The sequence below is a fragment of the Nonomuraea glycinis genome (assembly GCF_035920485.1).
In the GTDB taxonomy this organism is placed as follows: Bacteria; Actinomycetota; Actinomycetes; order Streptosporangiales; family Streptosporangiaceae; genus Nonomuraea; species Nonomuraea glycinis.
The window spans coordinates 1,768,124-1,780,499 of record NZ_CP109166.1; the positions used below are offsets into that span (position 1 = coordinate 1,768,124).

A 12,376-nucleotide genomic window follows, 5' to 3' on the forward strand; every position below is an offset into this window, starting at 1 on the left:
TCGCGGCGAATGCGCCAATGTGGGGGCAGCTTCCACCCGCGACAGAAGGAGACCAGTGGCCGATCCCGTCACGCTCGGCACCCGAGGCAGCGACTTCGCCAGACTCGTCAACAAGATCACAGAAGCCGGTCTGCTGAACCGGCGGCCCGTCTACTACGCGATCCGGATGAGCCTCGTCATGGGCGCGTACCTGGGCGCGTGGGCGCTGTTCGTCTGGGTCGGCGCCTCGTGGTGGCAACTGCTCGTCGCGGTCCTGCTCGCCGTGATCTCCACCCAGATCGGGTTCGTCTCCCATGACATGGGCCACCGGCAGGTCTTCAGGACCCGCCGGGCGAGCGACATGGCCGGGGTGCTGTTCGGCAACCTGGGCATCGGGCTCGGCTGGGGCTGGTGGAACAACAAGCACAACCGGCACCACGCCAATCCCAACCATGAGGACCACGACCCGGACGTCTCCCCTTCGGTGATCGTCTGGTCGCAGGACCAGCTGGGCAGGACCACCGCCCTGGCCCGCTTCATCGCCAGGCGGCAGGCTTACTGGTTCTTCCCGCTCCTCACCCTCGAAGCCTGGCACCTGCACGTCGCCAGCGTCAAAGAGGTTTTCAAGCCCACGGCCAAGCGCCGCGGCACCGAGGGCGCGCTGCTGGCCGTCCACTTCGTGCTCTACTTCGGCCTGATCTTCACCGTGCTGCCGGTGGGCATGGCGCTGGCGTTCATCGTCGTGCACCAGGCGCTGTTCGGCATCTACCTGGGCTGCTCGTTCGCGCCCAACCACAAGGGCATGCCGATCCTGACCGCCGAGGACCAGCTCGACTTCCTACGCAAGCAGGTGCTGACCTCGCGCAACGTCAAGGGCGGCATCTTCACCGACGTGCTGCTCGGCCAGCTCAACTACCAGATCGAGCACCACCTGTTCCCGAACATGCCCGCGCCCAACCTGCGCAAGGCCCAGCCGATCGTCCGGCGCTACTGCGAGGAGATCGGCGTCAGCTACCTGGAGACCGGGCTGATCAAGTCCTACAGCCAGGCACTCGGCCATCTCAACGAGGTCGGCGCGCCGCTGCGCTGACGCGCTTCGGGGGCCGGCCGGCCCTCGGAGCGCTCACTCCTGTTCCAGCCGCAGGCGTAGTGTCTCCCTGCGCGCTTCCAGCTCGGCGATGAGTCCCGCCCGCTCATCGGCCTGAGCGATCATGGCGGCGATCTCGAACTGGTCGGTCGCCCCCATGTCACGGATCTGGTCGCGTAGGTCCTGGTTGTCTTGCTTCAGCTTCGCCAAATCCTCGTCGAGGCGGCGCAGGTCGTCTTTGGTGCTCATTCCTCAGCACTACCCGCGTGCACCTCGGCTACCACCAGGGGTTGATGTATCCGCCGCGCAGGCCGTGGACAATGGGCAGCATGCGCAGGTTGACGACGGGCACCGTCGGGTCGCTCGCCGTGATCGCCGTGGTGGTGGCCGCCGTGGCCATCACCTGGGCGGTCCGGCCGGACAGGCAGCCCAACATCCTGGACGTGCTGCTGCCGCTCATCGCCACGGCGGGGATGCTGCTCCGCGAGCGTTATCCGGTGCTCGCGCTGGTGGTCGTGTCGGCGGCCGTGGTCGCCTACTATCCCTTCGCCAGGCTCGACGCGCCGCTCATCTTCCTGCCGTTCGTGGTCCTCTACACCGCCGCCGACCGGGGCCGTCTCATCGCCGCCATCGCCACCGGCGCGGCCTCGTTACTGGCCATGGGGCTCGGCGAGCTCCAGGGCACCCGGCACGTCGACGACAGCACCTTTGTGATGATCGCGGGCTGGGCGGTGGCCGCCATCGCCGCGGGCGGGGTGACCCACAACCGCCGCGCCTTCCTGCGGGAGGCAGAGCAGCGGGTGCGCGACGCGGAGCACAGCAAGGAGGAGGAGGCCAGGCGGCGGGCCGGCGAGGAGCGGCTGCGCATCGCCAGGGAGCTGCACGACCTGCTCGGGCACAACATCTCCATGATCAACGTGCAGGCCTCGGCCGCGTTGCACGGGCTGAAGAAGCGGCCCGAGGAGGCCGAGTCGGCGCTGCGTACGATCAAGGACACGAGCAAGGAGACGCTGCGCGAGCTGCGTACCACGCTGGGGGTGCTGCGCCAGGTGGACGAGGACGCGCCGACCGCGCCCGCCGGGAGTCTGGCGCGGCTGGACGCGCTGGTGGAAACCTCCGGGCTGAGCGTGCGCACCGAGGTGTCGGGGCCCTTGGACGCGGTGCCCGCCGAGGTGGATCTGGCCGCGGCCCGGATCATCCGGGAGGCGCTGACGAACGTGTCCCGGCACTCCGGCAGCGAGGAAGCCACCCTGACCGTCAGCAACACGTCCGGAAATATCGTGATTCGCGTCGAGGATGCCGGTCCGGGCGTCACCTTCACCGAGGGCAGCGGCTTCGGCCTGCAGGGCATGCGCGAACGCGCCACCGCACTGGGCGGCAGCCTCGACGCCGGCCCCAGACCCGAAGGCGGCTTCCGAGTCACCGCCCGACTACCGCTGAACGGAGCGCCATGACCCGCACGCGGCTCCCCCACGGCCACCATCCGGACAGAGCGTCATGACCGGCGCGCCGTCCGCCGACCACCACCATCCATACGGAGCGTCATGACCCGCACGCCGCCCGCCAGCCATCACCAACCGGACGGAGTGTCATGATTCGCACGCTGCTCGCCGACGATCAGCATCTGGTACGGGCCGGGTTCCGGTCCATCCTGAGCGACGAGGACGACATCGAGGTGGTGGCCGAGGCCGCCAACGGCGCCGAGGCGGTGGCCGGAGCCCGCGAGAGCAGGCCCGACGTGGTCCTCATGGACATCCGCATGCCCCGGCTCGACGGGCTGGAGGCCACCCGCCAGATCATCGCCGACCCACGGCTGGCGCAGGTCAGAGTGATCATCCTGACCACGTTCGACCTCGACGACTACGTCTACGGCGCGCTGCGCGCGGGCGCCAGCGGCTTCCTGGTCAAGGACACCGAGCCCGCCGAGCTGATCCACGCCGTCCGGGTGGTCGCCAGGGGTGACGCGCTGATCGCGCCGTCCGTCACCCGCAAGCTGATCGCCGAGTTCGCGAGCCGGGTCAAGCGCCCGGAGCCGGGGCCCGAGCTCAACGCGCTCACCGAGCGGGAGCGGGAGGTCCTGGGGCTGGTCGCGGGCGGGCTGTCCAACGACGAGATCGCGGCCAGGCTGGTGCTCAGCCCGGCCACGGCCAAGACGCACGTCAGCCGGATCATGAGCAAGCTCCGGGTGCGCGACCGGGCCCAGCTCGTGGTGCTCGCCTACGAGGCCGGACTCATCACACCGGGCTGGCTTACTCCCTGACGGACCGGCTCACCTCTAACGGGCCGGCTCACCCCCTTACGGGCCGACCCACCCCCTGACGGGCCGACCCACCCCCTGACGGGCCGACTCACCCCCTTACGGGCCGGCTTACCTCCTGAGTCGTACGCCTTCCGGCGTCATGTCACCGGAGGTGTACACCAGGTGCCCGCGCTGGGCTGACGCGCCGGGGCAGGCCAGGGCCGGATGCTCCTCGGCATGGAAACCGTGGAACTCGCCCGCCTGCAGTTCGCGCTCACCGCGGGCGCGCACTTCCTGTTCGTCGCGCTGACGCTCGGCCTGGCGACGCTGGTGGCCCTCCTCCAGACCCGGGCCACGTTCGGGCGCGACCCGGTCCACCAGGCGATGACGCGCTTCTGGGGGCAGCTCTACATCATCAACTACGCGATGGGCATCGTCACCGGGCTGGTCATGGAGTTTCAGCTCGGGCTGTCGTGGAGCGGCCTGACGAAGTTCGCGGGCAACGCGTTCGGCTCGGCGCTGGCACTCGAGACCATGATGGCGTTCTTCGTCGAGGCGACGTTCCTGGGCCTGTGGATCTTCGGCTGGAACAAGCTGAACCGCTGGGCCCATCTGGCGCTGATCTGGGTGGTCACGCTCACCGCCTACGCCTCGGCTTTCTGGATCATGGTGGCGAACGGCTTCCTGCAGCACCCCGTCGGCCACCGGGTCCAGGACGGGGTGCTGCACCTGGGCGACTTCGGCGCGATGGTGGCCAACCCGGCGGCGCTGGTGGCGTTCGGGCACATCCTGAGCGGCGCGCTGGTGGTCGCCGGGTTCTTCATGGCCGGGGTGAGCGCCTACCACCTGCGCAGGCGGGCGGCCGAGCAGGACTTCTTCCGCAAGTCGCTGCGCGTCGGGATCACGGTCGCGCTGCCCGCGACACTGGTCACCGCCACGTTCGGCGGCATCGCGTTCCAGTCGCTCCAGCCGGCGAAGAGCGCCGCCTGGGTAGGGAACGCCGGGCGGATGGCCGAGGCGCAGGCCGAGATGGTGGCGCTGCACGGGCCCGGTGACTATCTGCCGCCCGTGGCGTGGGTGCAGAGCGGGGCGATGACGATGCTGATCCTGTTCGCGCTGATGTTCTTCTTCGCCGGGCTGAGTTTCCTGCTGATGCTGTTCCGGCCGGTGGTTCGAGGGCTGCGGATCTGGCACTGGCTGCTGACCGCGATGATCCCGGTGCCGTTCGTCGCGATGCTGGGCGGCTGGATCTTCCGTGAGATGGGGCGGCAGCCGTGGGCGGTCTATGGGCTGCTGACGACGGCTGAGGCGATGTCCCCGGTGAGCGCCGGGCAGATGTGGTTTTCGGTCATCGCCTTCACCTCGGTGTTCGCCGTACTGATCGTGATCAATTACTGGCTGCTGGCCAGGGCCGCCCGGCGCGGGCCCGCCGGCGTGACCCTGGGCGATCGGCCCATCGAGGCGGCCGTCCCCGTCGCGACGTTCTGAGGGAGCGGATATGGAGATCTTCATCCTGGCCTTCTTCGCACTCGGCTATCTGGTGCTGGCGGGGGCCGATATCGGGGTCGGCATGCTGCTGCCGTACCTGGGGCGGACCTCGGGCGAGCGGCGTGAGACGATCGCCGCCATCGCGCCGTTCTTCCTCGGCAACGAGGTGTGGCTGGTGGCCACCGCCGGAGTGCTCGTCGGCCTGTTCCCCAAGCTGGAGGGCGACCTGATGGCCGCGCACTACTCGCTGGTCGTGGTGCTGCTGCTGTCGTGGGTGATCCGCGACATGGGGCTGTGGCTGCGCGGCCGGGTATCGGGCCCGCGCTGGTGGTCGCTGTGGGATGGGGCGATCGTCGCCGGCAGTTGGGGGCTGGCGCTGAGCTGGGGGTTGCTGCTCAGCGACGTGCTGCTCGGGATGAGCGGCCCGCTCGCCCTGCTGCCCGCGCTGGTGCTCGCGGCGCTGTTCGCCACGCACGGGCTGGCCTTCGCGGCGCTGCGGCTGCGCGGGACGCTGCGCGAGCGGGCGGCGGTGCTGTCGGGCGGTGCGAGCGAGGTGCGCACCCTCGCCCTGACGGCGGCCGCCGTGGCCGTCGTCGGGGTGCTGGCCGGGCTGCGGCTCCCCCTGGAGGCGGGGACGTCCGGCGCGCTGCTGGCGCCGGTCATCCTGGTCATGATGCCGCCGCTGGTGGCCTCGCAGGCCTGGGTGTGGTGGACCTTCAGGCACCGCGTCAGCGGCCCGTCCTACCTATGACCGTCAGTGCGACAGAATCGAGGCGCCCTCGACCTTGACCATCAGTGCGGCAGAAGGCGTCCTCCGGGAGACCCGGAACCTCAGTGCGACAGGATCGAGGCGTCCTCCGGGGGGACATCGGGGGACGAGACGCGCAGCCAGCGGCAGCCGTACCCATCGAGAGGCAGGCTGACCCGGCCGCTCTCGGGCACTTCCAGCGTGCCGTCCACCAGGAGGTCGGTGAGCCGGCAGCCTTCCAGGCCGGTCAGTGACAGCTCGACGTCCGCGTGGCGGTCGGCGAGGTTGTGCACTGCGATGACCGTGGCGCCATCGGCGTCGCAGCGGTGCGCGAAGACCTCCGGGCTGCCGGACTCCAGCAGGGTGTGGGTGCCCCAGGCCAGCTCGGGACACTGGCGGTAGCGCTCGATGAGAAGCTGGATCCAGCGCAGCAGCGATGAGGTGTCACGCAACTGGTCGGCCACGTTGACCCGTTCGGGGCCGAACTCGCCCTCGGTCATCGCGCGCACCGGCGTGCCCCTGGTGAAGCCGCCCTCCTTGGACCACTGCATGGGCGTGCGGACCGCCATGCGGCCTTCGGCCCGCAGGTCCTCGCCCATGCCGATCTCCTCGCCGTAGAAGAGCACCGGGGTGCCCGGCAGGGAGAACAGCAGGCTGTAGACGAGCTTGACGTGCCGCGGGTCGCCGCCGAGCATCGGCGGGACCCGCCTGCGCAGCCCGCGGCCGAAGAGCTGCATGTCCTTGTCCGGGCCAAACGCCTTGAAGATCTCCTGGCGTTCGTCCTCGGTGAGTTTGTCCAGGGTCAGCTCGTCGTGGTTGCGCAGGAACACCGCCCACTGGCAGTCCTTCGGCGGCGCGGGCCGCTCCTTGAGCGCGGCGGCGAGCGGCGCGGCCTCGCCCCGGGCCAGCGACAGCCAGGCGCGCTGCATGCCGATGAAGTCGAAGCACATGCTGAGCTCGTCGCCGAGCCCGTCGCCGAAGTAGGCGAGCAGCTCGTCGTAGACCACGTTGACCTCGCCGAGCAGCACCGAGTCGCCCTTGCGCCGGGTCATGAAGGCCCGCAGGTCGGCCAGCACCTCATGCGGGTCGGGCAACTCGGGCGCGACGTTCTCGATCAGGAACGGCACCGCGTCGACCCGGAACCCCGACAGCCCGAGCTCCATCCAGAAGCCCAGAATGCGGGTGATCTCGTCGCGCACCTCGGGGTTGCCCATGTTCACGTCGGGCTGGTGGCGATAGAAGCTGTGCAGGTAGTACTGGCCGGTGCCCTCGTCGAGCTCCCAGACGCTGTCCTCCTTGTCGGGGAAGACCACCTCCTTGGGCTCCGGCTCCGGGGTGTCGGACCAGACGTACCAGTCGCGCCGCGCCGAGTCCTTGCTCTTACGCGCCTCCACGAACCAGGGATGCTGGTCGGAGGTGTGGTTGACGACCAGGTCGGCGATGACCCGCAGGCCGCGGTCGTGCGCGGTGCGCATGAACTCCACGAAGTCACCCAGCGTGCCCAGCCGGGGATCGACGCTGTAGTAGTCGGTGACGTCGTAACCATCGTCCTGCTTGGGCGTCGGATAGAACGGCATCAGCCACAGGCAGGTGACCCCGAGCCCCGCCAGATAGTCGATCTGCTGCGTGAGCCCCCGGAAGTCGCCGATGCCATCACCGTTCCCGTCCTTGAACGTCTCCACGTCCAGGCAGTAGATGACCGCGTTCTTCCACCAAAGGTCGCTGGTGTACGTCATTCGCATCGCGCCTCACTACCCCGGCAGGCCGCGATCTCACCACACCCACAAGTGACCTCAAACATTGACGCAGTACGACAAGTCGCCACTAAGGTCTGACCCGACACGATCCACTGGAAGGGCCACCATGAGCGACTACGCGATCACCTTCGACCTGATCGACACCGACAAGGACGGCCGCATCTCCGCCGTCGAGCTGGTACGGCTGATGGAGGTCCTCGGCCGCCCCATCACCCTGGAGGCGGCCCAGGAAGGCGTTCGCAAACTCGACCAGGACGGCGACGGCCTCATCGACGTCACCGAACTCGGCACGTTCCTCCAGCCCTGACGAGCGGGAGGGGGCCGGGAGGCCCCCTCGACGGGGGTGTGGGTGCTGCCCCCGCTGTCACAGCTTGAGCTTCCTGGCGCGCAGCGCCTGATCAGGCGAGGACCATGGCGTTGGAACCCTAGGCGGTGTGCAGGTAGATCTGGCCGAAGACCTCGGACAGGTGCTTCAGGTCCGTGGTGGTGTCCACCTCGGGGGTCGCCGGGTCGTAGACGGTGGCCAGGCGCGGGCGGATGGTGGTGAGCTTCTTGAGCTGGTCCCAGGTGGTGTTGGCCGCCCACTTCTCGCCGTACGCCCGGCTGATCTGGCCCTGGGAGTCGCGCCAGCGGCTCCACAGGGTGACGGTTTCGGCGGCGTCGTTCTGGAGGGGCGCCGCGACGCGGTCGGTGATCGACGTGGTGGCCTGCTCGGGGGTGAGCTGGGCGGTGCCCGGGGTGGTGAAGCCGGCGTCCTCCGCGGCGATCTGCGCGTAGGCGTCCCAAGCGCGGGCGCGGACCTGGATCCACTGGTTGCGCTGGGCCGTGGCGGCGTCGATCCGCCAGGTGGTGTACTCGGTGGCCAGGTGGCCGCTGTCGAGGGCGAGCTGGTCGACGAGGCCCTTGGTGAGCCAGGCGCCGACGCGGTCGGCGTCGAGCAGCGGATACTTCTTGGCGATCTCCGTCTTGCACTCTTCGCCGGCGCCGCAGCCGAACACCGGCATCAGCGTGTGCACGGCGAGCTTCTTGCCCGGCGCCGCCTGGCGGAGCGCGGCGGAGGCCTGGGCGACGAACGCGTCCATGTCGTCGGCGGTCTCGAAGTCCTTGTCGTAGCCGAGCTGCGAGCTGAACCGCACCCCCACGACCCCTGGCTGTACGGCCAGGGCGGCGAGCTTCTTGGCCGCCGCGGCGAGGGTGCCGGCCCGGTAGTCGTCGGCCAGTTCGGCGTCGATCCAGATGCGCAGGCCCGTGGCGGCGGCGGTCTTGGCGGCCTGGCCGGTGGGGGTCTCGGCGGCCTGCTTGGCCTGGGCCTGGGTGATCCCGTCGGGGCCGATGAAGCAGGGTTCGGCGGTCTCGCACTCGGGCGTGCCGCCCTCACCGCCGCCGTCGTCGGGGCCGGGGGCGCCGCCGTCGTGCATCTCGCCGTCGCCCTCGGCGTCGAAGTCGGCGCACTGCTCGCCGGACGTGGTGCAGTCGACGACGTTGTCGTCCATCGGCCCGGTGTCCTTCATGTTCTGGCCGTCGTTGCCGAGCCAGAAGTTGGCGATGTCGTCGACCTCGTCGGGGGTCGCCATCCAGTGGCAGACGACGTACGCGGGGGCATCCTCGGACATCAGGTCGTTGCAGCTGCGCGGATCGTCCTCCGACCACGCGGGGACGCCGACGCCGAGCAGGGAGAGGGCGAGGCCGATGACGAAGATCTGCCGCAGTCGCATGGCGCCTAACTTCCAAGGGGGTGATCGTCGGGCATATCGCACAATATCCGGCTGATCAGTATCGTTCAATGCGTTCGGACACCCGACTCCACCCTCAGTAGCCGTACGAGTCGAGCCGGAAAATGGCGCGACACCAGGTGAGCGGTACGGGCAAACTAGGTGCTTTCAAGGGGGCGGCGTGCGTACTTTTCTGGGTGATCTCGGCCTGCTCCGGGACCGGCGTTTCACCTTGCTGCTGTCGGCCCGGACCATCTCGATGCTCGGCAGCTCCTTCGCCCCCGTGGCCCTGGCCTTCGGCATCCTTGAGCTGCCCGGCGCGACCGCCACCACGCTGTCCGTGGTGCTCACCGCCGAGGCGCTGCCGATGGTGCTGTTCATGCTGTTCGGCGGCGTGCTCGCGGACCGGCTGCCGCGACAGCGGGTGATGATGGTCGGTGAATGGGTCAACGCGCTGGCGTTCTTCGCGCTGGGCGCGATGATGCTCAGCGGCTGGACCCCGCTGTTCGGCATGGCGACGGCGGCGGCCTGCAGCGGGGTCGCGATGGCGGTGCTCTACCCGGCGCTGACCGGGATCATCCCCGAGGTGGTGCCCGCCGACCGGCTGCAGACCGGCAACGCGCTGCTCGGCCTCGGCGCGAACGTCTCCCGCGTGGCCGGCGCGGTGCTCGGCGGCGGCACGGTGGTGCTGGTCGGCGGCGGCTGGGCGCTGGCGGTGAGCGGCGCACTGTTCGCCGTGGCGGGGATGCTGCTCGCGGCGCTGCGGCTGACGCCCGCTGAGCGGGCGGCGGGCCCGGCGCAGTCGGTCCTGTCGGACCTGCGCGAGGGGTGGCGCGAGTTCAGCTCCCGGCAGTGGATCTGGGTGGTGGTCGCGCAGTTCTCGGTGCTGGTGATGGCGCTGCAGGCGGGGCACGGGGTGCTCGGGCCGCTGATGGCCAAGGAGAGCTTGGGCGGGGCCCCGGCCTGGTCGGCGTTCCTCGCCGGTGAGGCCATCGGCACGATCGCCGGCGTCTTCGTCTCCCTGCGCGTGCGGCCACGCCGCCCGATTCTGGTCGGCACCCTGCTCTGCCTGCCGTCCGCGCTGCCGTACTTCCTGCTGGGCGCGGAGGCGCCGCTCTGGGCGAGCGTGTTGGCGGCGTTCGGGCTGGGCGTCTGCTTCGACGTGTTCGGGGTGCTGTGGCAGACGACCATGCAGCGGGAGGTGCCGGCGGAGTCGCTGTCGCGGGTGGCCTCGTACGACGCGCTCGGCTCGCTGATGTTCGGCCCGCTGGGACTTTTGCTGGCCGCGCCGGCGGCGGCGGTCATCGGCCCGCAGGCGGCGTTGACCGCCTGCGGGGTTCTCATCGTGCTGTCCACCTGCGCCGCCCTACTCTCCCCCGCGGTGCGCAACCTGCGCGCCCCGATGCCGGAGCCGGTCTCAGGCTGAGCGGAAGTGGTCGCGGGCCCGCGGCTGGAACATCAGCGCCACCGCCCCGAGCACGGCCAGCACGTGCAGCAGCCTGCTGCCGCCGAAGAGCAACTCCTGTACGCCGGCCTGGGTGACGGCGTCGATGATCGAGCCGCCCGCCAGCAGCCACTGGACCGGCTCGACCACCATCGACAGCAGGCCGAGCACGCCCAGCAGGCCCACCAGGCTCCAGCGGGCCCAGTTACGGCCCTGCCACATCCGCCAGACGAGGAAGAACGCGGTCCCGAAGACGACGACCCGCAGGCCGACCCCGGACAGCACCTCACCGGCGCCGGCCGTGCCGCTGGACAGCAGGCCGGTGACGGCGAGCACGGTCTCGAAGATCCCGGCCGCCACCGCCACCAGCCATAGAAGGGCGGCGGCGCGCACGGTTTGCGGGGTATCGGTGGGCGGTGCGACGGTGGTGGTCACTGGTGCACCTTCTTCTTGCGAGCGCTGAAAGAGTGCTTGTGGTTGGATGCCGGTGAGAGCCGGGGTGACGGCCTGGTGGTGGTGGCTCGTTGAGGGCCCGCATGACACTGCCGCCCCCGGCTCTTTCGGGTCTGTTGACCGGCAACAGAGGGACGCGCCGTAGAGCGCCGGTCAGTGACCGCCCGGAGAGCAGTCCCGTCACCGGCATCACGCTGTGGATTGTGTCGAGCTGCGTGAGGAGCCTTGTGGCACTGCAAGATTGCGTCTACTACGTCGGGATCGACTGGGGTTCGGCCGAGCATGCGGTGTGCGTGCTGGATGAGGCGGGCCGGGTGAAGACCCGGTTCACCATCGCTCACACCGCCGCCGGATTCGCCGACCTGGCCCGCAGGCTGGGCAGGCTCGGTGAGGCCGAGCAACTGCCGATCGGGATCGAGCGTCCCGACGGCCGCCTGGTCGATGTGCTGCTGGAGGCCGGGCATCCCGTGGTCCCGGTGAAGTCGAACGCGATCAAGGCCTGGCGAGATGCCGAGGTGTTGTCCGGGGCCAAGTCCGACGCCGGAGACGCCCACGTCATCGCCGAATACCTGCGGTTGCGCCAGCACAAGCTGACCCCGGCCCGGCCGTTTTCCGGGCAGACCAAGGCGCTGCGCACCGTGGTACGCACCCGCGATGACATCATCAAGCTGCGCGTAATGGCCACCAACATGCTGTCGGCGCTGCTGGATGCGTTCTGGCCCGGTGCCAAAGAGATCTTCGCCGATGTTGAGTCGCCCATCGCGCTGGCGTTCCTGACCGCCTACCCCACTCCGGTGAGCGCTGCTCGGCTGGGTGAAAAGCGGATCGCGTCGTTCTGTGCCAAGCACGGTTACTCCGGCAAACGGCCCGCCGCCCAGTTGCTGGCTCGGCTGCGGTCGGCACCACCCGGGGCCACCGGTGAGGCCGAGACCGCCGCAGGCCGGGACGCGGTACTGGCCCTGGTCACGGTCTTGACGACGCTCGGGACGGTCAAGAAGGAGCTGGACCGCTCGACCGCCACTCACCTGGCCGCCCATCCCGACGCCCAGGTCTTCACCTCGCTGCCACGCTCTGGCCTGATCAACGCCGCCCAGATACTGGCCGAGTGGGGCGATGCCCGCAGCGCCTACGACGGCCCGGACGCGGTGGCGGCCTTCGCCGGCGTCGCCCCCGTCACCAAGGCCTCCGGCCGCCACCACGCGGTCGGCTACCGGTGGGCATGCAACAAACGCCTGCGCCAGGCCATCACCACCTTCGCCGGCAACAGCCGTCACACCAGTCCATGGGCCGCCGACATCTACCAGCGAGCCCGCGCCCGCGGCAAGGACCATCCCCACGCCATCCGGATCCTGGCCCGCGCCTGGGTCCGGGTGATCTGGCGATGCTGGCTCGACGGCGTTCCCTACAACCCCACCAAACACGGGGCCGCAGCGGCATTCATGGAGCCTCAAGCGGCGTGAGGTTGACAC

12 protein-coding genes are annotated in these 12,376 nt (G+C 69.8%); 8 read left to right on the plus strand and 4 right to left on the minus strand.

Features of this window, described 5'->3' with window-relative positions:
• The first annotated feature begins 55 nt into the window (after nucleotides 1-55).
• Nucleotides 56-1,069, plus strand: coding sequence for a fatty acid desaturase family protein (locus OHA68_RS08155; protein ID WP_407674428.1), 1,014 nt, complete (start codon nucleotides 56-58; stop codon nucleotides 1,067-1,069).
• A gap of 33 nt (nucleotides 1,070-1,102) precedes the next feature.
• On the opposite strand, the gene OHA68_RS08160 is transcribed toward OHA68_RS08155, so the two are convergent.
• Nucleotides 1,103-1,315, minus strand: coding sequence for a hypothetical protein (locus tag OHA68_RS08160; protein WP_327107069.1), 213 nt, complete (start codon nucleotides 1,313-1,315; stop codon nucleotides 1,103-1,105).
• Between the two features lie 80 nt (nucleotides 1,316-1,395).
• Here OHA68_RS08160 and OHA68_RS08165 point away from each other — a divergent pair, with 80 nt between their 5' ends.
• The 4 genes from OHA68_RS08165 to OHA68_RS08180 all read left to right on the plus strand — a co-directional run bounded on the left by OHA68_RS08165 (nucleotide 1,396) and on the right by OHA68_RS08180 (nucleotide 5,544).
• Nucleotides 1,396-2,520, plus strand: coding sequence for a sensor histidine kinase (locus OHA68_RS08165; RefSeq protein WP_327107070.1), 1,125 nt, complete (start codon nucleotides 1,396-1,398; stop codon nucleotides 2,518-2,520).
• A 137-nt stretch (nucleotides 2,521-2,657) separates the two neighbouring features.
• Nucleotides 2,658-3,326 carry a response regulator transcription factor gene (locus OHA68_RS08170; protein WP_189144224.1) on the plus strand — a complete coding sequence of 223 codons (669 nt, stop codon included), beginning with the start codon at nucleotides 2,658-2,660 and terminating at the stop codon, nucleotides 3,324-3,326.
• A 216-nt stretch (nucleotides 3,327-3,542) separates the two neighbouring features.
• Nucleotides 3,543-4,793: a cytochrome ubiquinol oxidase subunit I gene (locus OHA68_RS08175; protein ID WP_327107071.1), complete on the plus strand. Its 1,251-nt coding sequence runs from the start codon at nucleotides 3,543-3,545 to the stop codon at nucleotides 4,791-4,793.
• A gap of 10 nt (nucleotides 4,794-4,803) precedes the next feature.
• Nucleotides 4,804-5,544: a cytochrome d ubiquinol oxidase subunit II gene (locus tag OHA68_RS08180; RefSeq protein ID WP_327107072.1), complete on the plus strand. Its 741-nt coding sequence runs from the start codon at nucleotides 4,804-4,806 to the stop codon at nucleotides 5,542-5,544.
• An 80-nt stretch (nucleotides 5,545-5,624) separates the two neighbouring features.
• Here OHA68_RS08180 and OHA68_RS08185 read toward each other — a convergent pair whose 3' ends face one another.
• Nucleotides 5,625-7,283 (minus strand): alpha-amylase family protein, encoded by a 1,659-nt coding sequence (locus OHA68_RS08185; protein ID WP_327107073.1) that lies wholly within the window; start codon nucleotides 7,281-7,283, stop codon nucleotides 5,625-5,627.
• 121 nt (nucleotides 7,284-7,404) lie between these two features.
• Here OHA68_RS08185 and OHA68_RS08190 point away from each other — a divergent pair, with 121 nt between their 5' ends.
• A complete protein-coding gene (locus tag OHA68_RS08190; protein WP_189144220.1) occupies nucleotides 7,405-7,605 on the plus strand; it encodes an EF-hand domain-containing protein in 201 nt (66 codons plus the stop codon).
• A 118-nt stretch (nucleotides 7,606-7,723) separates the two neighbouring features.
• Here OHA68_RS08190 and OHA68_RS08195 read toward each other — a convergent pair whose 3' ends face one another.
• Entirely contained in the window at nucleotides 7,724-9,013 is a 1,290-nt protein-coding gene (locus tag OHA68_RS08195; protein WP_327107074.1) for a hypothetical protein, read from the minus strand.
• A 178-nt stretch (nucleotides 9,014-9,191) separates the two neighbouring features.
• On the opposite strand from OHA68_RS08195, the gene OHA68_RS08200 reads away from it, so the two are divergent.
• Nucleotides 9,192-10,436 (plus strand): MFS transporter, encoded by a 1,245-nt coding sequence (locus tag OHA68_RS08200; RefSeq protein WP_327107075.1) that lies wholly within the window; start codon nucleotides 9,192-9,194, stop codon nucleotides 10,434-10,436.
• On the opposite strand, the gene OHA68_RS08205 is transcribed toward OHA68_RS08200, so the two are convergent.
• Nucleotides 10,428-10,889 (minus strand): hypothetical protein, encoded by a 462-nt coding sequence (locus tag OHA68_RS08205; protein ID WP_327107076.1) that lies wholly within the window; start codon nucleotides 10,887-10,889, stop codon nucleotides 10,428-10,430. The genes OHA68_RS08200 and OHA68_RS08205 overlap by 9 nt on opposite strands.
• 245 nt (nucleotides 10,890-11,134) lie before the next feature.
• Here OHA68_RS08205 and OHA68_RS08210 point away from each other — a divergent pair, with 245 nt between their 5' ends.
• Complete coding sequence (locus OHA68_RS08210) at nucleotides 11,135-12,367, plus strand: IS110 family RNA-guided transposase (protein ID WP_327103042.1); 1,233 nt, start codon at nucleotides 11,135-11,137, stop codon at nucleotides 12,365-12,367.
• Nucleotides 12,368-12,376 lie beyond the last annotated feature (9 nt).

Excerpts from the sequence above, each read along its gene's own strand:
- OHA68_RS08170 (WP_189144224.1), top strand. The coding sequence starts at position 2,658 with ATGATTCGCACGCTGCTCGCCGACGATCAGCATCTGGTACGGGCCGGG.
- OHA68_RS08185 (WP_327107073.1), bottom strand. The coding sequence starts at position 7,283 with ATGCGAATGACGTACACCAGCGACCTTTGGTGGAAGAACGCGGTCATC.
- OHA68_RS08195 (WP_327107074.1), bottom strand. The coding sequence starts at position 9,013 with ATGCGACTGCGGCAGATCTTCGTCATCGGCCTCGCCCTCTCCCTGCTC.
- OHA68_RS08165 (WP_327107070.1), top strand. The coding sequence starts at position 1,396 with ATGCGCAGGTTGACGACGGGCACCGTCGGGTCGCTCGCCGTGATCGCC.
- OHA68_RS08180 (WP_327107072.1), top strand. The coding sequence starts at position 4,804 with ATGGAGATCTTCATCCTGGCCTTCTTCGCACTCGGCTATCTGGTGCTG.
- OHA68_RS08175 (WP_327107071.1), top strand. The coding sequence starts at position 3,543 with ATGGAAACCGTGGAACTCGCCCGCCTGCAGTTCGCGCTCACCGCGGGC.
- OHA68_RS08190 (WP_189144220.1), top strand. The coding sequence starts at position 7,405 with ATGAGCGACTACGCGATCACCTTCGACCTGATCGACACCGACAAGGAC.
- OHA68_RS08160 (WP_327107069.1), bottom strand. The coding sequence starts at position 1,315 with ATGAGCACCAAAGACGACCTGCGCCGCCTCGACGAGGATTTGGCGAAG.